The following is a 21510-nucleotide window of genomic DNA, read 5'->3' on the forward strand; positions in this document are numbered from 1 at the left end:
GAAATGACGGAGCATTGTACGGGCGAGATTTGCTGGCGTACAGGCGTGCGGTCGGTGGTGTCGCAGCAGGGCGGGTATTACCCCGCTCCTGCGCGCTTTCCAGCTAAAGGGACTCTTCGGTCGCGGGTGCAGGAATCGGTTCCGGGGTCGGTGTCGGCCCTGCGCGGCGGCTTTCCTGATACCAGTGCAGCATGATCAGGAGCAAGGTCGGCACTCCCAGCAGTGCGGTGATCAGGAAGAAGTTGTGATAACCGAATTTCTCCACCATGACGCCTGAGTAGCCGCCAATCAAGCGTGGCAGCAAGAGCATGATCGAGCTCAGCAGGGCGTACTGGGTGGCGGAGAACTTGAGGTTGGTCAGGCTCGACAGGTAGGCGACGAACGCCGAAGTCGCCAGGCCGGAACTGAAATTGTCCAGGGAGATGGTAACGATCAGCATGTTCAGGTTGGCGCCCATGTCGGCGAGCATCAGGAACAGCAGGTTGGTGCCGGCTGAGGCAATACCGCCGATCAGCAGGATCGGCAGAATGCCGAAGCGCACGATCAGGAGTCCGCCCATGCCCGCGCCCACCAAGGTCATGATCAGGCCGAAGATCTTGCTGACGCTGGCGATCTGGTCCTTGGTGAAGCCTTGGTCGATGTAGAACACGTTGGCCATTACGCCCATGACCGTATCGGACATCCGATAGGTGGCAATCAGGCCCAGCAGTAGCAGCGCTTGCCAGCGGTAGCGCAGGATGAAGTCGTTGACGGGCGTCAGCACGGGCGCCAGGCCGCGCCGCCCCATGGTGGACAGGCACATGATGGTCAGCGTGGTATAGAGAATGGCCCGCAGGAACGCGCGGTCTTCCAGCAGCAGGTCGAGCACGCTGTGGCCTTCGAACAGCACGCTGGCGAAATCGGTGTTGTACAGCTGGGTGAACATGGCTGGCACGGACACCAGCAGCACAATCAGTACGAACACGGAAGCCAGTTGATGGGCGAAGGTGTAGCGCCCGGCCTGCAATTGCGTGCGCAGCGGCACGGGTGGTTCGCGCATGAAAAAGGAAGTCAGCAGCGCCGGGATCATCAGGGCGCCGAACAGGATGTAGGTGCCGGCCCAGGCTGAATGCTGGTAGTTGAAGCCCGTCGAGCCGAAGCCTTCGGCGAAGAACAGCGCGCCGGCCGTGGCCAGCAATGCGGCAATACGGTAACCGGACATGTAGCTGGCGGCGAGGGCGGCCTGGCGGCTGTCATCGGCAATTTCCAGGCGATAGGCGTCGACCGCGATGTCTTGCGTCGCGGAAGCGAAGGCCACCACCACGGCGATCGCTATCAACCAGGACAGGTGTTTTTGCGGGTCGCAGAAACCCATCCCGATCAAGCCGAGGATTACCAGTGCCTGGGAAAGGACCAGCCAGGAGCGTCGACGCCCCAGCTTGCCGAGCAATGGCAGGCGCCATTGGTCGAGCAACGGCGACCAGACCCATTTAAAGGCATAGGCCAAACCGATCAGGCTTGCATAGCCAATGGTTTCGCGAGCCACACCGGCTTCACGCAGCCAGACCGAAAGTGTTGAAAACACCAGCATGTACGGCAGGCCGGCGGCGAAACCCAGCAGCAACAGCACGAGCGTTGAAGGGCTGGCATAGGCGGCGAGCGCTGCGCGCCAGGTTTTACGGGGCATGGGCTGGAGTCTGCCTCAAGATTACGGAAACAAAGCGCGCACTCTAACCGCTGTGCTCTACCGGGCGCCAGCCATGGCGCTGAATATCAACACGATTATTCAGGATACTGACGCCTTCCTCGCGCAATCGAGCGCGCTGCTCGTCTCCGGAAGCGCTGCCTGCAGGCAGGCTGAGACGCCCGCCTGCGCCGAGCACCCGGTGCCACGGCAATTTGCTGTCGCCGGGCAGTTGGCTCAGGGTTCGCCCGACATAGCGAGCGGCGCGACCTAGCCCGGCCAGCTCGGCAAGCTGACCATAACTGACGACTTTGCCCGGCGGAACTTGGGCCAGTGTCAGGTACAGCGCCGTGCGTCGGATTTGCGCGGCGCTGTCGATTTCAGTGAGCGGGTCTGTCACGTACGCAGTTCCTGCGGTGGGCGGTAATTACTGTCATCAGAGTAAATCCAGAATCGCCAATTGAGAAATGAACTCAATACAAATAGTTGTGTCAGTGCTTGCTAGGGTCTTATTCGTAAGGATAATGCCGACTTTTTTTCGCAAACTTGAGCCTGTATTTGCTTATGGTGTCCAGATCCCTGCTGTGCCTCGCTGTCCTAAGTGCTTCCACACCCTTGCTCGCCGATACCGTCTGGTTGAAGAACGGTGACAAGCTGAGTGGCAAGATCACCCTCTTCGATGGTGGCAAGCTGTTGATCAAGACCGAGTACGCCGGCTCGATTCCGATCGACTGGAAGCAGGTCAAGACGCTGGAAAGCGATCAGGAGTTACTCGTCAAGCAGGATGCCTACACCGGGGAAAGGGCCAAGTCGCTGCATGCGGCAGACGATGGCAAGGTGACGTTGGCCAATGGCGATGCGCCGAAGACCGTGGAGCTTGCCAGTATCCAGCAGATCCTCAAGCCCAAGCCGGTAGTTGAGGATCTGGTATGGAAGGGCAATGTCGACATGGCGCTGGACTACCAGCGGGCCGAGAAAGATACCGATGACTACGATATCGGCTTCAAGACCAGTGCGCGTCATGGCAGGTGGCGGCACACGGCGGAAGGCGAGTACAACCGCGAATTTCAGGATGACGTGGTCACTACGGATAACTGGCGCGGTGAATACTCGCTCGATCGGTTTCTGACCGAGAAATGGTTCTGGCAAGGCCGCGCTGTTTATAAGCGCGACAAGGTTGAAGAACTGTCTCGCCAGCGCACCGTCGGTACCGGTCCAGGTTATCAATTCTGGGACGACGAGCTGGGCGCGTTCTCCCTGGGATCGCTGGTCAACCGCACGGATTATCAATACGCGGATGGCGGCAAGGAAAATTTCTATTCACTGGCCATGAAGTGGGACTACAACCGCTACCTGATTGGCAAGAAAGTTGAGTTCTTCACCGGCGGCGAGGTGGGCAAGCCGTTGTCGGGCGTTGCGGAGTACGCGCTGGATGCCGAGGTCGGGCTGCGTTACAAGGTGACCGATTGGGCATCGCTTAACTTGAAGGCCGAGCGAGACGTCATCAGCGGTACTGATGATGCAGATTTGGAGAAGACCCGTTACACCGCGGGGTTTGGCGTGGCCTGGTAAGATCAAAAAATCAAAAGATCGCAGCCTGCCGAAGGCTGCGATCTTTTTTTATCTGGCAAAAACACACAGGCACAAAAAAAGCCCCGCTTTTGAGGGCGGGGCTTTTTACTAAAGCAAGTACAAGTTAGATAACTTGAACTTCTTCAGCTTGCATGCCTTTCTGACCGCGGGTAGCGATGAAAGAAACCTGTTGGCCTTCTTTCAGGCTTTTGAAGCCGTCGGATTGGATAGCTTTGAAGTGAACGAACAGGTCGTCACCGGATTGTGGAGTGATGAAGCCGAAGCCTTTTTCATCGTTGAACCACTTAACGGTACCGGTTTGGCGATTAGACATGGTGTAACTCCTTGAACAAAGATAACTGCGACGCAGGAAGAACCCTGGCCGAGACTGAGTGCAAAGAGCAGGAAAAATTCTTGTAGATGGTTGGATCGAAATTCAACATATCGTGTAGAGATTCTCAGTGACACAAGCAGCACAGTGGCGCCACCTTAACCCTTTTTCCGGAACGTGCCAATGCTTCTTGCGAAGGTTTCTCTTATTTCGTGACTGACGGTGCATCAAAAATAGCGTGAGGCCCCGGAAATTCGGGGGCGTGCACGGGATAATTGTATTGCGGACTTTGAACCGGCGACCCGCCCCCGGTAAGATGCCGGACAGATTTTCTCCACCTCGCTATTCAGGACACCCGCCATGAGCATCAAATCGGACAAGTGGATTCGCCGCATGGCGCAAGAGCACGGCATGATCGATCCCTTCGTTGAGCGCCAGATGCGCGGTGAAGGGGCCGAGCGCCTGATTTCCTACGGTGTGTCGAGCTACGGCTACGACGTGCGTTGCGCCGATGAATTCAAAGTGTTCACCAATATCAACTCTGCAACCGTCGATCCGAAAAACTTCGACGAGAAGAGCTTCGTCGACGTTAAGAGCGATGTCTGCATCATCCCGCCCAACTCGTTCGCGCTGGCTCGTACCGTGGAATTCTTCCGCATACCACGCAATGTACTGACCATATGCCTGGGTAAAAGCACCTATGCCCGTTGCGGCATCATCGTCAACGTGACGCCGCTTGAGCCAGAGTGGGAAGGCCATGTGACCCTGGAGTTCTCCAACACCACTACGCTGCCGGCAAAAATCTACGCCAATGAAGGTGTCGCACAGATGCTTTTCTTCGAATCCGACGAAGAGTGCGAAATCTCCTACAAGGACCGTGGCGGCAAGTATCAGGGCCAACGCGGCGTCACCTTGCCACGCACCTGAGCCATCCATCCGACGGGGCGCGGGAATTCTTCGGCGGGTAGACACTCTATTGTGTGTACTGCCCGGTTTGCGCACAGTGAATTGGGCCACTGCTCAGGAGTGCTCTATGAAGATCGATCCGCGAATAAGTGCCGAACTGGCAAGGCTTGAGCCCAATCAGGTTGGCGTGCTGGCCTGGTCATTGCTGGCGCACCCGCCACTCAGCATGGCAGGGGGCATCCCCGGCCAGCCTGATCCTGACACCCCCAACGAACAACCGACCGAACCGGGCGAACCCACCTTGCCGGATGAGCCGCCTCCAGCGCCTGTCGCATGATCCGTCGGCAATGCTGTGTGGGGGCGATAGCTCCTACACCGGCCATATATCGTTGTCGCCAATTACAAACAATCTGCAATCGGCATCCCGCTCCACCTGATACCCGCCGGTAAATGCGCCGAAAGCGGGTAACAGGCTGACCGCCGCTCCAAGCCTGAAGCAGGCCAGGCGCAAGCTCTGTCGCCCTCGACCGTGCAACCGATACACCGGATGAATGTGACCGGCCAGCACGTGCCTGTCCGGGTGTGGGTCAGGTTCATGTTGCAGGGCAAAGGGCCCGAGCAACATCGGCTCCGGCACTACGCGAATATTCAGTGAGGCTGGCGGGTCGCCAGCGCGCTTGTCGTGATTGCCGCGGATCAGCGTCATGGCCAGTTCGAAGTGCCGCGCCCGCCACTGCGCCAAGGCGCTCAAGGTGGCAGGCGTGTGGGAGCCAGGCCCATGCAGGAAATCTCCGAGAAATATAAGCTGTCGACACGGCAGTCGGGCCAACAGTCCGTCCAGCACGCCGATGTTCTGCGTGGTGGTGCCCTGAGGCACGGGCTGCCCCAGGCGCCGATACGCCGCGGCCTTGCCAAAGTGCACATCGGCCACCAGCAATGCCTGTTGCGCTGGCCAGTAGATGGCTCTTTCGGGTAACAGCCACAACTCTTCACCCGCGAGGCTGACGGGGTAAGGTGTACTCATCAGCCTTTCCCCGTCTCTGCGGTAGTTTCCAGGTCACTGACCATGCGGCGGATGCGGTCGGCGAGTTTTTCCGAGCTCATGCTCTCGCGCATGCGCTCCACCAACAGTGGAAAGGCCAGCGGCGTTGGCCGTTCAATCGGGTGCAGGTCGAGCCTGAGTCGGACTATTCGCTCAAGCGTCTGTTCCAGTCGCCGAATATCCAGCTCCTCGCGCAAGACTTCTTCCCCTGCCTGGGCCAGCAGCAGATTGTCGGCGTCATATTGCTTGAATACCTGGAAAAAAAGGCCGCTGGAAGCCTGGACCTGCCGGGTACTTTTCGGGGCTCCGGGATAACCGGCAAACACCAGGCCGGCGATGCGCGCAATTTCGCGGAAGCGGCGCAAGGCCAACTCGCCTGCATTCAGGCTGGCAAGCACATCAGCCATCAGGTGCTCATGACTGAGCAGTTGCGCGTTGAGATGCTCAGGCCAGTCCACTTGAGTGGCGCTCAACAACTCCAGTCCGTAATCATTCACCGCAATGGAGAACGTCACCGCCAGCCGTTGACTGACCCGCCACGCTAGCAGGCTGGCCAGGCCCAGGTGTACCTGGCGGCCGGCGAAAGGGTAAAGGAACAGGTGCCAGCCCTCGCGGGATTTCAGGACTTCGGCCAGCAGGCTTTTATCCGTTGGCAGCCCGGACCATTGTTGTTGCACCTCCAGCAAGGGGCGCAATGCCTTCATTTCCGGCCCAACGAATTCGCCCGACGCAGCAGCACTGAAACGCGCCACAACTGCAGCGGCCAGTTCACTGGAAAGCGGCATGCGCCCGCCATTCCAGCGCGGTACCGCGGCTTTCTTCGCCGTGCTGCGCTTGACGTAGGCCGTCATGTTTTCCACTCGCACCAACTCCAGCAAGCGCCCTGCAAACAGAAACCCGTCGCCAGGCTTGAGCCGCGCTATAAAACCTTCCTCGACACTGCCCAGCTGCTTGCCACCGCCGCCCTTGCTCCAGAACTTCAACTGAATGCTCGCATCGCTGACGATGGTGCCAATGCTCATGCGATGGCGGCGCGCCAAACGCGCGTCGGGTACCCGCCACACGCCCTTTTCATCCGGTTCGACCCGGCGATAATCCGGGTAGGCCGTCAGAGAAAGTCCGCCGTGGCGTACGAAAGCCAGTGCCCACATCCAGTCCTCCGGGGTGAGGTCGCGATAGGCCCAGGCACCGCGTACTTCTTCGTACAGGTCCTCGGGTACGAAGCCGCCACCCAACGCGATACTGACCAGGTGTTGCACCAGCACATCCAGCGGCTTGTGCGGCGATTCCCGGGGCTCGATGTGACGCTGCGCCACGGCGTCCTGAGCCGCAATCGCCTCGATCAATTCAAGGCTGTGAGTCGGCACCAGCGTCACCCGCGACACCCGCCCGGGCGCGTGGCCGGAGCGGCCTGCACGCTGCATCAGCCGCGCGACCCCTTTGGCCGAACCAATCTGCAACACCCGTTCCACCGGGAGGAAATCCACCCCCAGGTCGAGACTGGAAGTACAGACCACGGCTTTGAGCCGGCCATCCTTGAGCGCCCGTTCGACCCAGTCCCGGGTATCCCGGGACAGTGAGCTGTGATGCAGCGCAATCAATCCGGCCCAGTCTGGCCGTGCCTCCAGCAACGCCTGATACCAGATCTCCGATTGCGCACGGGTATTGGTGAACACCAGGGTGCTGGGGCTAGACTCGAGTTCCTCGACTACTTGCGGCAACATTTTCAGGCCAATGTGGCCGGCCCAGGGAAAGCGTTCAATGGCGGCGGGACGCAGTGAGTCGACTCGCAGGCCTTTGGCGCTCTGCCCCTGCACGCTGATGCCGCCTTGAGGTATGAGCACTTGCTCGGCGTGGGGCTGATTGCCCAGGGTCGCGGACACGCCCCACACCACTAGGTCTGGCTGCCACCGGCGCAAGCGGGCGAGGGCCAGTTGCAGCTGCACTCCGCGTTTGTTACCGAGCAGTTCATGCCATTCATCCACCACTATCATGCGCAAGGTCGACAAGGCGGTTTGCGCGTCGGCCCGAGCCAGCAGCAGGGTGAGACTTTCCGGGGTGGTGATCAGGGCGGTGGGCAGGCGCCTGCTTTGCCGAGCCCGTTCGCTGGCGCTGGTGTCACCAGTTCGCAGGCCGACGTTCCAGGGAATCTGCAGGTCCTGCAGCGTTACCTCCAAGGCTCGCGCAGTGTCCGCAGCCAACGCGCGCATCGGGGTTACCCACAAGACGGTCAGCGGTTCGGCGGCAGGTTTGCGCTTGCGCGGTTTTTCGACAGGGGCGAGGGGGTTGGCGTAGCGGTTGAGTGCGCCAAACCAGACTGCGTAGGTTTTACCCGCGCCAGTACTGGCGTGCAGCAACCCGGACTGCCCTTGTTTGACGGCGGCCCAGACCTGTTTTTGAAAAGCGAACGGCTTCCAGCCGCGTGCGCTGAACCATTGTTTTGCAAAGTCTGGAGATGATCCCATGCCGGCTGCTTGCGCCCTGTAGGAGCTGTCGAGTGATACGAGGCTGCGATCTTTCGAGCTGGCCTTTGCCGAACTAGTTCAGAAGATCGCAGCCTCGTTGCTCTCGGCAGCTCCTACTTCAAATTCCCACTCAGGAACTGCTGCAGCCGCTCGCTGCGCGGATTGCCCAACACATCCTCGGGGGCGCCTTGCTCCTCAACCAGGCCCTGATGCAGAAACAGCACCTGGCTCGATACCTTGCGCGCAAAACTCATCTCGTGGGTCACCATGATCATGGTGCGGCCCTCTTCAGCCAGGCCCTGGATCACCTTCAGCACTTCCCCCACCAACTCCGGATCAAGGGCCGAAGTCGGCTCGTCAAACAACATCACCTCCGGCTCCATTGCCAGCGCGCGGGCAATGGCAACACGCTGCTGCTGACCGCCCGATAGAAACGCCGGGTATTGGTCCGCCACCCGCGCCGGCAGACCGACCTTGTCGAGGTAGCGTCGCGCGCGGTCTTCGGCTTCCTGCTTGCTGCAACCCAGCACCCGCCGCGGTGCCATCGTGATGTTCTCCAGCACCGTCATGTGGCTCCACAGGTTGAAGTGCTGGAACACCATCGCCAGGCGAGTTCGGATCCTTTGCAGTTCATCGGCGTCCGCCACATGCATGCCGTGGCTATCCTTGATCATGCGGATGCTCTGGCCGTCCAGGCTCATCGCGCCGTCGTTGGGTTGTTCGAGAAAGTTGATGCAGCGCAGAAAGGTACTTTTACCCGAACCGCTGGCGCCGATCAGGCTGATGACGTCGCCGGTGTTGGCCTTGAGCGAAACACCCTTGAGCACGTGATGATCGCCATAGCTTTTGTGCAGTCCTTCAATGGTCAGTTTGTACATGGGGCAATGCATCCTCAAGGCGAAAGTAGGTAGCCGCTGCGATAGGCTTCAGTGCCCGCAACATGGGCGATCACCATGCCAGCAGTGGCCATGCGTCGCAGCGACCGGGCGTACATGAGCCCAGCGGCGGCGCAATGGACTGGGGTGACGTGATCAAGCACCGGATCAATGATTTCAGCAACCAGCTGCCCCGCTTCCAGGTATTCCCCTGGCAGCGCCGCGAACACCAGTAACCCGCCAACCGGCGTCGCTACTGGCTCCACGCCGGCCAGCGGCGTCGCAGGGTAGGGCAGTTCGGGCAGGGGGGGCGGCGTACCGACTATGGCGCCGAAGTGGATCAGGTAATCGAGCAATGCCTGGCAGTCGAGACTGGCCAGTGGGTGATTGACGTCGCCCTGGCCGCGCAATTCGACGGTCACCGAAAAACTGCCCAAGGGGATGTCGAAGTACTCGCCGAAGCGCTCTTTCAATTGCCACCAAAGCAGTGTGAAGCATTCGTCGAACGACTGGCCGCCGGAATCAGTTGCCAGCAGGCTGGCTTCAGCGCCGATGTAGCGGGCGAGCGGCTCGACATGAGGCCACGCCTCGGGTGTGGTGTAGAGATGCGCGACAGCTTCGAAATCGCAATGCAGGTCCAGCACCATGTCAGCATCACAGGCCAGCCGTTGCAAGGTCAGGCGCTGGGATTGCAACTGGGTGGTCGCTGTGTGCCTTGCCAGCGCCTGGCGCAGGCTGCTGCGGATGATTTGCAGGTTGCGCTGCGGGTCATCGCCCAGTTCTCCTTCGATTTCGTTGCCGACTTCTTCACTCAGGTCGACGAACCAGCGGTTGAAATTCTGCCCGCTTTCCAGCTCGTAGCGGCCCAAGGGTACATCCATAAGGACCTGTTCGAGGCCGACCGGATTGGCCACCGGCACCAGCACGATTTCACTGCGCAGGCGGCCGGCAGCTTCCAGTTCCCTGAGGCGCTGTTTGAGGTGCCAGGCCACCAGCATGCCGGGCATTTCATCGGCGTGCAGGGACGACTGGATGTAGATCTTGCCGCTGGCCGACGAGGGGCCGAAGTGGAAGCTGTGAATCTGCCGTGCGGTCCCCGGCAGCGGGGCCAGCAAGTCATGGATCTGGTGGCGCATGGTGCAAAGTCCTAGTGGGTCGGCCCGAGGAAGGCCAGCCATCGGCGTTCGGCGAGGCGGAACAAGCCGACCAGTGCAAAAGTAACGGTCAGGTAGATCAGAGCGGCGATGCCGAACGATTGAAAGGTCAGGAAGGTCGCCGAGTTGGCGTCCCGAGCGACTTTCAGGACATCAGGGATGGTCGCGGTGAACGCCACGGTGGTCGAGTGCAGCATCAGGATCACTTCGTTGCTGTAATAAGGCAATGAGCGGCGCAGGGCCGAAGGCATGATCACATAGGCATACAGCTTCCAGCCGGTCAGGCCGTAGGCTTTGGCCGCTTCGACTTCCCCGTGGTTCATGCTGCGAATGGCCCCGGCAAAAATCTCCGTGGTGTAGGCGCAGGTGTTGAGGGCGAATGCCAGGATCGTGCAGTTCATCGCATCGCGAAAGAACGCATCCAGCACCGGTTGAGCACGCACCGCCGCCAGGCTATAGATACCGGTGTAGCAAATCAGCAACTGGATATAGAGAGGCGTACCCCGAAACAGGTAGGTGTAGAACTGTACTGGCCAGCGCACGTAGACCTTGGACGAGACCCGGGCAATCGACAACGGGATCGACACCAGGAAACCAATGAAGATCGATGCGCTGAGCAACCACAGGGTCATGGCCAGGCCAGTGATGTTGTAGCCGTCTGTATAAAGGAAGGGTTTCCAGTATTCCTGCAGGAGTTCGATCATCGTACGGCCTCCCGGGATCCGGCGGCGTAGCGGCGTTCGAGCCAGCGCAGGACGAAGTTGGAGGCGCTGGTAATCAACAGGTAGATCAGGGCCGCCAGGACCAGGAAATAGAACAGCTGGTACGTGCTCTTACCGGCGTCCTGGGCGGCCTTGACCAGGTCGGCGAGGCCGATGATCGACACCAGCGCGGTGGCCTTGAGCATCACCATCCAGTTGTTGCCGATACCTGGCAGGGCAAAGCGCATCATTTGCGGGAACACCACGATGCGAAAGCATTGGCCCCGTTTGAGTCCATAGGCGGTGGCGGCTTCGATCTGACCCCGGGGGACCGCGAGGATCGCGCCACGGAAAGTCTCGGTGAAGTACGCGCCATAAATGAAACCCAAGGTAATAACCCCGGCACTGAACGGGTTGATCTCGATGTATTCCCATTCCATGAAATCGGTAAACGACGTCAGCCAGGTTTGCAGGCTGTAGAAAATCAGCAGCATCAGCACCAGATCCGGCACCCCGCGAATCAGCGTGGTATAGACCTGCGCCGGCACCCGTAGCAGTTTGAGTGTTGACAGCTTGGCAGTGGCGCCGAGCAGGCCGAGTAATACGGCCACCAGCAGCGACAACGCCGATAATTTGATGGTCATCCAGGTGCCTTCCAGCAGCAACGGGCCGAAGCCCTGAAGGCTGAAGGCGGAGAGCCCCAGATTTTGCAGGAGTTTTTCGAACATAAATCAGCAACCTGATCGGGTGAAAAAAGCGCCCATCAAAAGATGGGCGCTGGGCATTATTTGCCGCTGTACAGATTCAGATCGCCGAAGTGTTTCTTCTGAATGGTGGCGTAGGTGCCATCGTCGTGTAACGCTTTGATACCTTTATCCAAAAGCGCTTTCAGCTCGGTGTTACCTTTCTTAATACCGACCGCTGTTTTGGCTGGTAGCAGTTCGCTGTCGACCGGCTTGCTTATTTCGTAGCCTTCGCCTTTTGGCGACTTGAGGAAACTCAGTTCCGCTTGCAGCATGTCCTGGATGGCGCCGTCGAGACGACCGGAGGTCAGGTCGGTATACACCTGGTCCTGGTTCTGGTAAGCCTGGGTTTTGACGCCAGCCTTGTCCAGCACGGCCTTGGCGTAGGCTTCCTGGATGGTGCCCTGCTCGTAGCCAATGGTTTTGCCCTTGAGTGAGGCGACGTCTTCGCTCAGGCCCGAGCCCTTCTTGAACACGTAGGCGGTAGGGCCGGAGAACAGTTCGCTGGAGAAGTCGATAACCTTTTCACGGGCCGGGGTAACGGTCATCGACGAGATTACGCCGTCGAACTTGTTGGCCTTGAGGCCTGGGATCATGCCGTCGAAATCACTTTCGACCCACTTGCACTTGACCTTCAACTCGGCGCAGATCGCGTTCCCCAGATCGATGTCGAAGCCCACGAGGTTGCCGTCAGCCGCTTTCGACTCGAACGGTGCGTAGGAAGGGTCAACGCCAAAACGCAATTCCTTGTATTCCTTCGCTACCGCGGAGCCGGCAGCCATGCACAACGCCAGTGCAGAAAGGGTCAGCAATGCTTTTTTCATTATTCAATCCCTAAAAACCAATTTGAGCGCTTGTGGCGCGTAAAATTTGTTACTGGAAAGCGTAAGACCTGAATAAAGTAGCAATTTCTGAACCATAGTCCCGAACAAGCGTTTTAAAAGGTGCTTCGAGAAACAGCAGGCAGACGTTTATGCACGCAAGCGGGCATGACCGAGCCGGCGCACCAAATCGGTTCATTTCAGCCCAGCAGGTCCTGCAACGTTGCCAGGTTATCCGCCTCGTCCACCGACTTGTCGCGGCGCCAGCGCAGCATCCGCGCAAACCGCACGGCGATCCCGCTCTTGTGGCGTTTAGACAGGGCGATACCCTCGAAGCCCAGTTCGAACACCAGGCTCGGCGTCACGCTGCTGACCGGGCCGAATTTCTCCACTGTGGTCTTGCGTACGATGCTGTCGACCTGACGCATTTCTTCGTCGGTCAAGCCGGAGTACGCCTTGGCGAACGGTACCAGTGCACGTTCACTTGAGTCCGCCGGGCCGTCCCACACGGCGAAGGTATAATCGCTGTACAGGCTGGCGCGCCGACCGTGGCCGCGTTGTGCGTAGATCAGCACGGCATCGACGCTGTAAGGGTCGACTTTCCACTTCCACCACACGCCCATGTCCTTAGTCCTGCCGACGCCATACAGCGCATCTCGCGCCTTAAGCATCATGCCCTCGACGCCCAGGCTGCGAGAGGCTTCACGTTGGCGGGCGAGGTCAAACCAGTCTTCGCCGGTGAGTACCGGGGAGGCCAGCAAAACCGGGTTGTTGCATGCGACGAGAACGTGCTCCAGCTGGGTACGCCGTGCGGCCAGAGGTTGGTTGCGCCAATCTTCGCCATTCCATTCCAGCAGGTCGTAGGCGAGTACCACTACCGGCACGTCGTCGAGGATTTTCTTGCCGAGGGTCTTACGGCCGATACGCTGTTGCAGCAAAGCAAAAGGCTGCACCGACGGTGCCGAGGGCGCTTGCGGGGCGAAGGCATCCTCGGTCTTGGCTGGCGCGGCCTTCCAGGCGACGATTTCACCGTCGATCACTGTTCCATCGGGCAGGCCATGCACCAGGTTTTCCAGTTCCGGAAAGCGCTCGGTCACCAACTCTTCCCCGCGGGACCAGATCCACAGGCGGCCCTCACGCTTTACCACCTGGGCGCGTATGCCGTCCCACTTCCACTCGATTTGCCACTGGTTGGCAGGGCCGAGCAGGGCTTCAAACTGATCCACCGGTTGCGACAGCGCATGTGCCAGGAAAAACGGGTAGGGATGCCCTCCGCGCTGGACATGTTCGTCGGTTGATTCAGGCGCGATCAGCTTCCGGTAACTGGCGGCGCTCGGGCGGTTGGACAGGTCGGTGTACCCCACCAGGCGCTGGGCCACCCGCTTGCTGTCCAACCCCGCCATGGATGCCAGTGCGCGCGTCACCAGTAATTTGGAAACGCCTACGCGAAAACCGCCGGTAATCAACTTGATGCACAACATCAGGCTGGACCGGTCCAGTTGCGACCAAAGTGCAGGTAGCGCCTGGGCGAGTGCTTCGGGGGATTCCCCGCGCAGGGGCAACAGCTTTTCCTCGATCCACACCGCAAGGCCCGCGTCGGAACGGTGGCTGGACTCAGGCAATACCAGGGAAATGGTTTCCGCCAGGTCACCCACGGCCTGGTAGCTCTCCTCGAACAGCCAGGTCGACAGGCCCGAATAGGCCACTGCCAACTCACGCAGGACACGGACCGGGACCAGTTGCCTGGGCCGTCCTCCAGACAGGAAGTACACCGCCCATGCCGCGTCTTGCGGTGCGGCCTGGGCGAAATAGTGTTGCATGGCAGCCAGTTTGGCGTTGCTGGAAGTTGTCGCATCGAGTGCGGCATAGAGTTCGGCGAAGGCTTTCATGCAGTGGCCTCGGTGCTGGTCAGTTCCTCTTCGTCGTTACCGTACTCGGTGCTGAAGCCCTGGGCATCCAGCCCTTGCTCGCGCAAATGGCGCACCAGGACGGCGACCGAACCGTGGGTCACCATGACCCGTTCGGCGCCGGTCTGCCCGATGGCCCAAAGCAGGCCCGGCCAGTCTGCGTGGTCGGACAGCACAAAACCGCGATCGACGCCGCGCCGACGCCGGGTCCCACGCAGGCGCATCCAGCCGCTGGCAAAACCGTCACTGTAGTCGCCGAACCGACGCATCCAAGTGCTGCCAGCGGCTGAAGGCGGGGCGATCACCAGAGCCTTGCGCATGATCGGATCGCTTTTCTTCACATCACCGGCGTAAATCGTCGGCGGGATGTACACGCCGCTGTCACGGTATACCCGGTTCAGCGGCTCCACCGCGCCATGGGTCAGGATCGGACCGAGGCTAGTGTCAATGCCATGGAGAATGCGCTGCGCCTTGCCGAAGGAGTAACAGAACAGCACGCTGGTTTTGTCCTTCGCAGCGTTGGCTTGCCACCACTGGTTGATCTCTGCGAACACGTCTGCCTGAGGTTGCCAGCGATAGATCGGCAGGCCAAATGTCGATTCGGTGATGAAGGTATGGCAGCGCACTGGTTCAAAGGGCGCGCAGGTGCCATCGGGTTCGATCTTGTAATCCCCCGAGGCCACCCAGACTTCGCCACCGTATTCGAGACGCACCTGGGCCGAGCCGAGCACATGCCCGGCCGGGTGGAAGCTCAAGGTCACGCCGTGATGCAGTAGTCGCTCGCCATACGCCATGGTCTGCAGGTTAATGTCCTGGCCGAGGCGCGACCGCAGGATCCCTTCGCCAGGGGCGGCAGCAAGGTAGTGTTGATTGCCGGTGCGGGCATGGTCGCCATGGGCATGGGTAATGACCGAGCGCTCGACTGGACGCCAGGGGTCTATATAGAAATCCCCGGCGGGGCAGTACAGGCCTTCGGGGCGAGCGATAACAAGGTCCATGTGGATGACCAGGCAGGGGGACTTGTTAGTTATGAGGATGGCGTGAGGTCAGAAGTTCTATCGATTTGTGTCGCCAGGACACCATTGCTTGTGGGAGCGAGGGTTGCTCCCACAAGGGGCGGGGTTATTTTCCAGGAGTCAGTGTCAGCCGCGCTTTTCCGTACACCTTGTCGAAGTTTTGCGGCTGCATTGGCAGGCTCATGTATTGCCCCTTGAGCCACGGATCGATGCTGTTGAGGTAATTAGGGCTGGCTGGGTTGCCGGACTGGCCGGTGGCGTTCTGGCCCATCAGCGGTTCGGCCTGGCCGAAATCGACGATGAAACGCATGGACGGTGCCACGGAGGTGGTGAAATCTTCGCCCCAGGCAAACGCGGCGGTGTTCAGCGTGGTGTGATCGCCACCGGCCGCAAGCGGGCCGCGGACGATCTGGCCGCTGGCGTTCTTCCATTCGTAGCGGTGCAGCTTGCCCCATTGCCAGGCCTTGTGATCAGCCCCCAACAGGCTGTCGCCCGCCGTGATGGCGGCTGCCAGGCTACGAGCCAGGATCACTGCCTTGTCCTCTTTTTGCGGCGTGCGAGTGTCGTCCCAGAATGGGCTGTCCTCGCGTCCCAACAGGTGATCGGCCTGGGCGGCATAGGAGCGCTTGCCGTTGGCGATGAAGGTTTCCCATGCCGGACTGCCTTGCGGCCCCAACTCATCGAGGAAAATCTGCCGGGTGCTTTCCTGCAGGAACAGTTGATAGATTGCCGCGTCGGCTGAAGTCGGGCTGAGTTTGCCGTCGAACGCCATCAGGCGGGCATAGGCCTCGCGAGCCTTGGCCTTGTCAGTTGCCGGTAACGCTTCGATGGCTTGCTTGAGCGGTTGGGCCATGCCCGGCGCCGCGAACATTTTCTTCAGTTTGGCCGCGAAGGTGGTGGTTTGGTCGTACTGCATGACGATCATGCTGCGAGTATCGTGCTTGCCGATGCCGGCGAGTTCAGCCATGCGTTCGCCTCGCTCGGGCGCCGACCAGGAGTTGGACAACTGCATGCCATAGCCATGGGGAATGACCCGCTGGTTCGCCGTGCCGAGCCAGCCCTGGGCGGGGTCCTGATCGTACGGATGCAGCATTGGGTCGGCGTAACCGTCCCAGTCGTAGCGACCCTCCCAGCCCGGCGAGGGCAGCAGGCCTTCGCCTTCGCGCCGGTTCGGATAACGACCGGTGACCTGCCAGCCGATATTACTGGCATCGGCGAACACCAGATTCAGCGCAATGGCGCGGATCTCACGACTGGCATCCGAGGCCTTCTCGACGTTCTGCGCCCGGGACAGGTCGAAAAACGCGTCCAGGGTCTTGTCGTCGGTGAAGCTCGGCGACTGCAGGGCCAGGCCAAAACCGTTGGCCAATGCGGTTCCCTGGGCGCTGTTGAGCAGTGGGCCGTGACGGGTTTCGAAGACCGCCTCGCGAGTCGGCCGCTGGCCTTTGGCGAAGTATGTTTCATTACGAACCATGACCGGCTGCCATTTGCCGCCCGTCTCATAAACCAGGCCGTTACCCTGGCGTTTGATTTTTTCCAGGAACAGGTCCTGATTATCGCCCATGACCGTGGTCATGCTCCACGCCACTTTACCGTTGAAACCGCCCAGCACCATCGGCAGGCCGGCGATGGTCACGCCCGATGCCTGGTATTTCGGCGCGCGTATCTGCACGTAGCTGAACAGGGACGGCACGCCGAGCGGGCCATGACTGTCGCTGGCCAGCAGGCTTTTACCGCTGCGACTGCGCTGCGGTGCGATCGCCCAATTATTGGAGGAAGTGGCGCCGAGCCAATTCAGGTCGGCCAATTGGTTGGCGGCTTTGCTGATGTCGACTAGACCCGGAATCTGCCCGTTGAGCTTGATGCCCAGGAGTTTCTCGGCCTCGGCCACCGGCAGTTTTTCGTCGGGGGCGGACGGGGTCAGCCACGGGAGTTTGTCGGTGCTGACGGTCTGCGCCAGCATCAGTGAGGAGATTTCTTCCGGTAGGTTGGCCGACTGACTGAAGTTCAGCAGGCAGAAAATCAGCGCTGAATCTTCTGGCTGCCAGTATTCGGGCTTGTAGCCGGTAGCCATCAGGTCTGCCGGCAACTTGTCGCGGTAACGGAAAAGGTAGGCGTTGACGCCCCGAGCGTAGACTTCAAAGAAGCGCTTGAGACGCGGGGAGGATGCCTTGTACAGCTCACCAGCGCTTTTCTTCAGGTTGACCGCGCGCATGTAGCGATCGGCGTCCAGCAAGTCGGCGCCGGACATTTCCGCCAGGCGGCCTTGGGCCAGCAGGCGCAGCGTGACCATTTGCGTGATGCGATCGCTGGCATGCACGTAGCCGAGGGCGAACAGTGCGTCGTGGAAGTTGTTGCTTTCGATCAGCGGCATGCCCATGGCGTTGCGCCGTACCGAGACGTTCTGCGCCAGGCCCTTGAGCGGCTGCACGCCGGTGGTAGGCGGGAGGGTGTCCTGGGTGTTCCAGGTCTGACAACCGGTCAGGCTCAGAGCACCGGCCACTGCTGCGGCAACGCCGAACCGGGGAAGAAAATGAGTAAGGGCTGGCGAGGCCATGGCAAAGCTCCTGCGGGGTATTAGCGCAATAAAGCCGCTACGTTAGTGAGCAGGAGAGGGGCGCGCAAGCAGGGTCTCAGGATATTTCTGGATTTGTCTGATTAAGGACGTCAACGCGATGCGGGGAATACGCCACAGTCGTGACAACTACGCAAATCCTGTCGGAGCCGGCTTGCTGGCGATGTTGCTGCGCGGTGCATCAGGTCCGACGCCAGCGTAAGCAAGCTTGCTCCCACAGGGTATTTGCGAACGACCCGATCAGGCGCCGTGGCACTTCTTGAATTTCTTGCCATTGCCGCATGGGCAAGGATCGTTGCGGCCTACGTCTTTCAAGGCGTTGCGCACCGGCTCCTGGTGGGCGTGGCCGCAGTTCGGGCCGTGGACATGGCCATGGTCGTGATCATGGTGATCGTGATGATCATGATCGTGGTCGCAGTCAGGGCCATGGACATGGGGTTGCTGGGTCATCAGGTTTACTCCGGAATTAAATCGGCGGGGATTATTACGCCATTCCTCGCTACGTGCACGTAGTGAGCGATGAATAAACCGGTTTCCATCTCTCCTTCCAGACGGTAGGGGATGGGGCGGTCAGGCTTTTTCAGCAATTTCACCAGGTCTCGGACTTTCGGCCACAGATTCGTACGGATCGGCACCTTGAAATAAGCGCTGCGTTTGGGTCCCACCGTGAACCAGTGTTCGTGCTCACCCTCGGTCAGCAGCATGTCACCCAAGTGAATGCGGTACTCAAGGCCGCGTACAGTCAGGTCGCCGTCGTTTGGATTGTCCACACGAAAGTGCAGGAGGAATTTTTGCTCCAGCAGTTTGGCGCGGATGACTTCCACCTTGACCAGGTGCAGTTGGGGTTCCGGCTCGTCGCTGCTGAACCAGGACGCACAGCCGCCGAGCCCGAGAGCGAGGCTCAAGGCCAGCAGGTGGAGGACGATGCGCCGGCTGATCATGATGGTTTTCCCTTGAGCCCGTAATTGATACAGGTCATACCTCAGCTGCTGAAATATCCTGAACAGCACTTCTTGAACTTCTGGCCGCTGGCACAGGGACAGGCATCATTGCGGCCGGCCTTGAGTTGTACAGTCGGATCAATGAAATACCAGTGCCCGGCGTTTTGTACAAACGAGGAGCGCTCGCGATGGCCATGTTCCCCGGTGCTGTCATGCCAACGTGCGGTAAAGGTGACGAAGGCGTGTTCCGTTTGCCCACCAAAGACTTCCGAACTCTCCACCTCAAGCCCCAGCCAGGTGCTGTTGGCGCTCCAGTCGCTGATGGATTGGCGATCCAGGGCTGCCTGTTGCGCGGGCAGGGTGGTGTCGACCAGATAGTCAATCAGGCCCAACACATAGGCGGTGTAGCGCGAACGCATCAGGGCCTCGGCGCAAGGGGCAGGATGGCCGGAGTGATAATGACCACAGCAGGCATCGAGCAGGGTGCCGCTGCCGCACGGGCAAATGGATGTACTCATTGCGTTACCACCAATATTTCCCGAAATTCTCCGGATTGGCCCAGAATCTCGAATTGAGCCAGTCAGGTACTTGTTTGTACTCAAGCAGATCATAGGTGAACAGTGTCAACACCTGATCGTCGCGCTGGAAACGCTCGCTGGCTTGCAGGGCCAGGGAGAAAAAATCCGTTTCCTGCCAGCCACTGGCCGGCAGGTCCGCCAGCACCGCGATACGGCTGGCGTTGAGATTGCGGATGCCTCCGAGCAAATTCAGACCGTCACGTTTAGACAGGTGCTCCAGGCAATCGACCACCAGCGCCAGATCGAACCTGCGTGCCGCCAGTTCCGCAGGCAACAGCCCCGGTGCGGCGTGAGCCACACAGCTATCAGGGTGCGCAAGCTTGAATGCTTCAAGCGCGGGGAACTCACTGGCCCCTATCAATAGCAGGCGAGCAGGGGCGTATCGATCAAGCAAGGCGGCCAGCGCCTGTTGCGGCGTGCGCGAAGAAATACCGGCAATCATCAAGGATCCTCAATCAGCGTCTGCCAAGACTAGCCTGCCCAAAGGCCCTGGCCTAGCGCTCTCTTGGGGCAATTGCATCGATCCACGGTGAACACGAGGCAAAACAGCGGTGGCCTATTGCTGGCGGAGATTAAAACTCCGGTCTTTACTCCCTGAATCGGTTCTAAGCCGATCCTTCAGGAGAAAACTAGATGAGCATAGTTCGGACAGCATTACCCTTGGTTCTGCTAACCAGTGTGTTGACTGGTTGCGCAGGTTTGCAGAAAACCGACTGGCCGACCTGTGCGGCGGTCGGTGGTGTCGTCGGTGCAGGTCTTGGTGCAACCGAGAGCTCGGCGTGGGCAGGCTATGGCGCGCTGTTGATCGGTGGTACGGCAGCGGCCTATTGCTGGGTTCACGGTGATGGCGACGAAGACGGTGATGGCGTGCCGGACAGTCGCGACAAGTGCCCAGGTACGCCTAGAGGCGTTCAGGTCGATGCTGATGGTTGCCCGCCTCCGGTGCCTGTACCCGTGGTCGAAGAGGTGGTTGTAGTCAAGGAAGAAGTCATCGTCGTACGTGATGTGCATTTCCAGTTCGACAAGGCGACGCTTACTCCTTCCGATAAGCAAGTGCTCGACAAGATCGCTACTCGCCTGAAACAGGAATCCTCTACCGCGCAACTGACCGTGACCGGTCACACCGACAGTGTGGGCAGCGATGCCTACAACCAGAAACTGTCGGATAAACGCGCGCATTCAGTGGTCGAGTACCTGATTTCGAGTGGCGTACCTCGCAGCAGCTTCGTGTCTGTGACCGGTGCCGGCGAAAGCCAGCCAGTGGCCGACAACAAAACTGCGGACGGCCGCGCGATGAACCGTCGCACGGAAATCAAAATCAATCGTTGATGCCCTTGCACTCTGCGGCTTGTGCAGTCGCGGATGCGGGTCTTTACTCCTGTGTAACCGGTATGGGCCGGTAACACAGGAGCTTTCACAATGAGTGTTCTCACAAGGACCGTCTTACCGGTTCTGCTGCTTGGCAGCTTGCTGACCGGTTGCGCGACCCACAGCGACGGCACTGCACCCTTGAATCAACGTACCTGGCCAATTTGCAGCCTTATCGGCGGCCTGGTCGGCGCAGGCCTGGGCGCAATTGAAAGTGCCGGCTGGGCTGGTGGTGGAGCCGCCCTCGGCATCCTGACCGGTGGCCTGATCTGTTACTCCCAGGATGGCGATGAAGATGGCGACGGCGTATTCGACCGCCGTGATCGTTGCCCGGATACGCCCGCCAATACCCCAGTCGAACACCACGGTTGCCCGCTGCCGCAATACCCGGCCAGCGTGAAGCCTGTTGAACCTGTTCCGGCCCCGACTGAAGTCGTGACGCTGAGCGATGCCAATGACGTTCTGTTCGCCTTTAACAAGTCCGACCTGACAGCAGCTGCCCGCAGCGAACTGGATTCTCTGATGAGTAAATTGCAGAACGCTGACGTGGTCAGCATCAAGGTCATCGGCCATACCGACAGCGTGGGGGCTGACGCCTACAACCAGGCACTCTCGGAACGTCGCGCCAGCAGCGTCGCCGACTATCTTCTGAGCCAGGGCCTGGCGCCGAACAAACTCACCAGCGAAGGACGAGGAGAGCGTGAACCGGTCGCTGATAACGACACGGACGAAGGTCGCGCGAAAAACCGCCGAGTGGAGCTGCATATAAACCGCTAATCCCCGAACCAGAGCCGTCCGCCGATAAAAACCATCGTCCGGACGGCCCATTCGACGGCCTGCATGAAGAAAATT

At 59.9% G+C, this 21510-nt stretch carries 22 protein-coding genes; 5 read left to right on the forward strand and 17 right to left on the reverse strand.

Going from position 1 to position 21510, the window contains the following annotated elements:
• Positions 1–103: 103 nt before the first annotated feature.
• Entirely contained in the window at positions 104–1666 is a 1563-nt protein-coding gene (locus L9059_RS04845) for an AmpG family muropeptide MFS transporter (RefSeq protein ID WP_247288633.1), read from the reverse strand.
• 43 nt (positions 1667–1709) lie between these two features.
• Positions 1710–2063 (reverse strand): MGMT family protein, encoded by a 354-nt coding sequence (locus L9059_RS04850; protein ID WP_247288635.1) that lies wholly within the window; start codon positions 2061–2063, stop codon positions 1710–1712.
• Between the two features lie 164 nt (positions 2064–2227).
• Here L9059_RS04850 and L9059_RS04855 point away from each other — a divergent pair, with 164 nt between their 5' ends.
• Positions 2228–3235, forward strand: a complete 1008-nt coding sequence (locus L9059_RS04855) for a DUF481 domain-containing protein (RefSeq protein WP_247288637.1) — start codon at positions 2228–2230, stop codon at positions 3233–3235.
• Positions 3236–3359: 124 nt separating this feature from the next.
• Here L9059_RS04855 and L9059_RS04860 read toward each other — a convergent pair whose 3' ends face one another.
• Entirely contained in the window at positions 3360–3569 is a 210-nt protein-coding gene (locus L9059_RS04860) for a cold-shock protein (RefSeq protein ID WP_002554837.1), read from the reverse strand.
• Positions 3570–3926: 357 nt separating this feature from the next.
• Between L9059_RS04860 and dcd the strand changes: the two genes are divergently transcribed.
• Both dcd and L9059_RS04870 read left to right on the forward strand, forming a co-directional pair.
• A complete protein-coding gene (dcd, locus tag L9059_RS04865) occupies positions 3927–4493 on the forward strand; it encodes a dCTP deaminase (RefSeq protein WP_247288638.1) in 567 nt (188 codons plus the stop codon).
• 106 nt (positions 4494–4599) lie between these two features.
• The gene (locus L9059_RS04870) at positions 4600–4809 is read left to right on the forward strand and encodes a hypothetical protein (RefSeq protein WP_247288641.1); all 210 of its coding nucleotides are present in this window, start codon (positions 4600–4602) and stop codon (positions 4807–4809) included.
• A gap of 33 nt (positions 4810–4842) precedes the next feature.
• Here the strand turns inward: L9059_RS04870 and pdeM are convergent, their stop codons facing one another.
• From pdeM to L9059_RS04940, 14 genes are all read right to left on the reverse strand, one after another.
• Positions 4843–5496: a ligase-associated DNA damage response endonuclease PdeM gene (pdeM, locus tag L9059_RS04875; RefSeq protein WP_247288644.1), complete on the reverse strand. Its 654-nt coding sequence runs from the start codon at positions 5494–5496 to the stop codon at positions 4843–4845.
• Positions 5496–7979 carry a ligase-associated DNA damage response DEXH box helicase gene (locus L9059_RS04880; protein WP_247288654.1) on the reverse strand — a complete coding sequence of 828 codons (2484 nt, stop codon included), beginning with the start codon at positions 7977–7979 and terminating at the stop codon, positions 5496–5498. Before L9059_RS04880 ends, pdeM begins: the two co-directional genes overlap by 1 nt.
• Positions 7980–8092: 113 nt before the next feature.
• Positions 8093–8857: an ABC transporter ATP-binding protein gene (locus tag L9059_RS04885; protein WP_247288656.1), complete on the reverse strand. Its 765-nt coding sequence runs from the start codon at positions 8855–8857 to the stop codon at positions 8093–8095.
• Positions 8858–8871: 14 nt separating this feature from the next.
• Complete coding sequence (locus tag L9059_RS04890) at positions 8872–9990, reverse strand: succinylglutamate desuccinylase/aspartoacylase family protein (RefSeq protein WP_247288659.1); 1119 nt, start codon at positions 9988–9990, stop codon at positions 8872–8874.
• Between the two features lie 11 nt (positions 9991–10001).
• Positions 10002–10712, reverse strand: a complete 711-nt coding sequence (locus tag L9059_RS04895) for an ABC transporter permease (RefSeq protein ID WP_247288661.1) — start codon at positions 10710–10712, stop codon at positions 10002–10004.
• A complete protein-coding gene (locus L9059_RS04900) occupies positions 10709–11437 on the reverse strand; it encodes an ABC transporter permease (protein ID WP_247288663.1) in 729 nt (242 codons plus the stop codon). Before L9059_RS04900 ends, L9059_RS04895 begins: the two co-directional genes overlap by 4 nt.
• 56 nt (positions 11438–11493) lie before the next feature.
• The gene (locus L9059_RS04905) at positions 11494–12276 is read right to left on the reverse strand and encodes a transporter substrate-binding domain-containing protein (protein WP_247288664.1); all 783 of its coding nucleotides are present in this window, start codon (positions 12274–12276) and stop codon (positions 11494–11496) included.
• Positions 12277–12473: 197 nt separating this feature from the next.
• A complete protein-coding gene (locus L9059_RS04910; RefSeq protein ID WP_247288666.1) occupies positions 12474–14162 on the reverse strand; it encodes an ATP-dependent DNA ligase in 1689 nt (562 codons plus the stop codon).
• Positions 14159–15178 (reverse strand): ligase-associated DNA damage response exonuclease, encoded by a 1020-nt coding sequence (locus L9059_RS04915; RefSeq protein ID WP_247288668.1) that lies wholly within the window; start codon positions 15176–15178, stop codon positions 14159–14161. The genes L9059_RS04910 and L9059_RS04915 overlap by 4 nt, the downstream gene beginning before the upstream one ends.
• A gap of 124 nt (positions 15179–15302) precedes the next feature.
• Positions 15303–17753, reverse strand: a complete 2451-nt coding sequence (locus L9059_RS04920; protein WP_247288670.1) for a penicillin acylase family protein — start codon at positions 17751–17753, stop codon at positions 15303–15305.
• A gap of 258 nt (positions 17754–18011) precedes the next feature.
• A complete protein-coding gene (locus L9059_RS04925) occupies positions 18012–18221 on the reverse strand; it encodes an SEC-C metal-binding domain-containing protein (protein WP_247288671.1) in 210 nt (69 codons plus the stop codon).
• A gap of 5 nt (positions 18222–18226) precedes the next feature.
• The gene (locus L9059_RS04930; RefSeq protein ID WP_247288673.1) at positions 18227–18712 is read right to left on the reverse strand and encodes an LEA/WHy family protein; all 486 of its coding nucleotides are present in this window, start codon (positions 18710–18712) and stop codon (positions 18227–18229) included.
• A gap of 41 nt (positions 18713–18753) precedes the next feature.
• A complete protein-coding gene (locus tag L9059_RS04935; protein WP_247288675.1) occupies positions 18754–19230 on the reverse strand; it encodes a YchJ family protein in 477 nt (158 codons plus the stop codon).
• Between the two features lie 4 nt (positions 19231–19234).
• Complete coding sequence (locus L9059_RS04940) at positions 19235–19732, reverse strand: DUF6231 family protein (protein WP_247288678.1); 498 nt, start codon at positions 19730–19732, stop codon at positions 19235–19237.
• 191 nt (positions 19733–19923) lie between these two features.
• On the opposite strand from L9059_RS04940, the gene L9059_RS04945 reads away from it, so the two are divergent.
• Both L9059_RS04945 and L9059_RS04950 read left to right on the forward strand, forming a co-directional pair.
• On the forward strand, positions 19924–20619 hold the full coding sequence (locus tag L9059_RS04945) for a PA1041 family peptidoglycan-binding anchor lipoprotein (RefSeq protein WP_247288680.1): 696 nt from the start codon (positions 19924–19926) through the stop codon (positions 20617–20619).
• A 90-nt stretch (positions 20620–20709) separates the two neighbouring features.
• A complete protein-coding gene (locus L9059_RS04950; protein WP_247288690.1) occupies positions 20710–21435 on the forward strand; it encodes a PA1041 family peptidoglycan-binding anchor lipoprotein in 726 nt (241 codons plus the stop codon).
• Positions 21436–21510 lie beyond the last annotated feature (75 nt).

This window comes from Pseudomonas violetae (assembly GCF_023072615.1).
Lineage (GTDB): Bacteria > Pseudomonadota > Gammaproteobacteria > Pseudomonadales > Pseudomonadaceae > Aquipseudomonas > Aquipseudomonas violetae.

Excerpts from the sequence above, each read along its gene's own strand:
- L9059_RS04845 (WP_247288633.1), bottom strand. The coding sequence starts at position 1,666 with ATGCCCCGTAAAACCTGGCGCGCAGCGCTCGCCGCCTATGCCAGCCCT.
- L9059_RS04855 (WP_247288637.1), top strand. The coding sequence starts at position 2,228 with ATGGTGTCCAGATCCCTGCTGTGCCTCGCTGTCCTAAGTGCTTCCACA.
- L9059_RS04860 (WP_002554837.1), bottom strand. The coding sequence starts at position 3,569 with ATGTCTAATCGCCAAACCGGTACCGTTAAGTGGTTCAACGATGAAAAA.
- dcd (WP_247288638.1), top strand. The coding sequence starts at position 3,927 with ATGAGCATCAAATCGGACAAGTGGATTCGCCGCATGGCGCAAGAGCAC.
- L9059_RS04870 (WP_247288641.1), top strand. The coding sequence starts at position 4,600 with ATGAAGATCGATCCGCGAATAAGTGCCGAACTGGCAAGGCTTGAGCCC.
- pdeM (WP_247288644.1), bottom strand. The coding sequence starts at position 5,496 with ATGAGTACACCTTACCCCGTCAGCCTCGCGGGTGAAGAGTTGTGGCTG.
- L9059_RS04880 (WP_247288654.1), bottom strand. The coding sequence starts at position 7,979 with ATGGGATCATCTCCAGACTTTGCAAAACAATGGTTCAGCGCACGCGGC.
- L9059_RS04885 (WP_247288656.1), bottom strand. The coding sequence starts at position 8,857 with ATGTACAAACTGACCATTGAAGGACTGCACAAAAGCTATGGCGATCAT.
- L9059_RS04890 (WP_247288659.1), bottom strand. The coding sequence starts at position 9,990 with ATGCGCCACCAGATCCATGACTTGCTGGCCCCGCTGCCGGGGACCGCA.
- L9059_RS04895 (WP_247288661.1), bottom strand. The coding sequence starts at position 10,712 with ATGATCGAACTCCTGCAGGAATACTGGAAACCCTTCCTTTATACAGAC.
- L9059_RS04900 (WP_247288663.1), bottom strand. The coding sequence starts at position 11,437 with ATGTTCGAAAAACTCCTGCAAAATCTGGGGCTCTCCGCCTTCAGCCTT.
- L9059_RS04905 (WP_247288664.1), bottom strand. The coding sequence starts at position 12,276 with ATGAAAAAAGCATTGCTGACCCTTTCTGCACTGGCGTTGTGCATGGCT.
- L9059_RS04910 (WP_247288666.1), bottom strand. The coding sequence starts at position 14,162 with ATGAAAGCCTTCGCCGAACTCTATGCCGCACTCGATGCGACAACTTCC.
- L9059_RS04915 (WP_247288668.1), bottom strand. The coding sequence starts at position 15,178 with ATGGACCTTGTTATCGCTCGCCCCGAAGGCCTGTACTGCCCCGCCGGG.
- L9059_RS04920 (WP_247288670.1), bottom strand. The coding sequence starts at position 17,753 with ATGGCCTCGCCAGCCCTTACTCATTTTCTTCCCCGGTTCGGCGTTGCC.
- L9059_RS04925 (WP_247288671.1), bottom strand. The coding sequence starts at position 18,221 with ATGACCCAGCAACCCCATGTCCATGGCCCTGACTGCGACCACGATCAT.
- L9059_RS04930 (WP_247288673.1), bottom strand. The coding sequence starts at position 18,712 with ATGATCAGCCGGCGCATCGTCCTCCACCTGCTGGCCTTGAGCCTCGCT.
- L9059_RS04935 (WP_247288675.1), bottom strand. The coding sequence starts at position 19,230 with ATGAGTACATCCATTTGCCCGTGCGGCAGCGGCACCCTGCTCGATGCC.
- L9059_RS04940 (WP_247288678.1), bottom strand. The coding sequence starts at position 19,732 with ATGATTGCCGGTATTTCTTCGCGCACGCCGCAACAGGCGCTGGCCGCC.
- L9059_RS04945 (WP_247288680.1), top strand. The coding sequence starts at position 19,924 with ATGAGCATAGTTCGGACAGCATTACCCTTGGTTCTGCTAACCAGTGTG.
- L9059_RS04950 (WP_247288690.1), top strand. The coding sequence starts at position 20,710 with ATGAGTGTTCTCACAAGGACCGTCTTACCGGTTCTGCTGCTTGGCAGC.